The organism is Paraburkholderia sp. SIMBA_027 (assembly GCF_046535315.1).
Taxonomy (GTDB): domain Bacteria; phylum Pseudomonadota; class Gammaproteobacteria; order Burkholderiales; family Burkholderiaceae; genus Paraburkholderia; species Paraburkholderia tropica.
Window position 1 is genome coordinate 1 of the sequence record NZ_JAWRWY010001241.1, and the last position, 250, is coordinate 250.

The following is a 250-nucleotide window of genomic DNA, read 5'->3' on the forward strand; positions in this document are numbered from 1 at the left end:
GGAGCACGCGGGGCTCACGTTCCCGGAAGCCGTGCAGGAACTCGCGCAATCGGTCGGGCTGACCGTGCCGCACGAGCCGTCGATGCGCGGCGGCGGGGGGGGCGGCGGCGACTATCCGGCACCCGTGTCGAAATCGGTCGCGACGGCGCTGTCCGACGTGATGTCCGTCGCGTGCGACTACTATCGCAAGCAGTTGCGCGGCGCGACCGTCGCGATCCAGTACCTGAAGAACCGGGGCCTGACCGGCGAG

The 250-nt window shown here is 70.8% G+C and carries 1 pseudogene; it reads left to right on the forward strand.

The annotated features are described in order from the left end of the window. A pseudogene (locus tag SB764_RS43110) lies at window positions 1-250 on the forward strand (DNA primase); the annotation flags it as partial.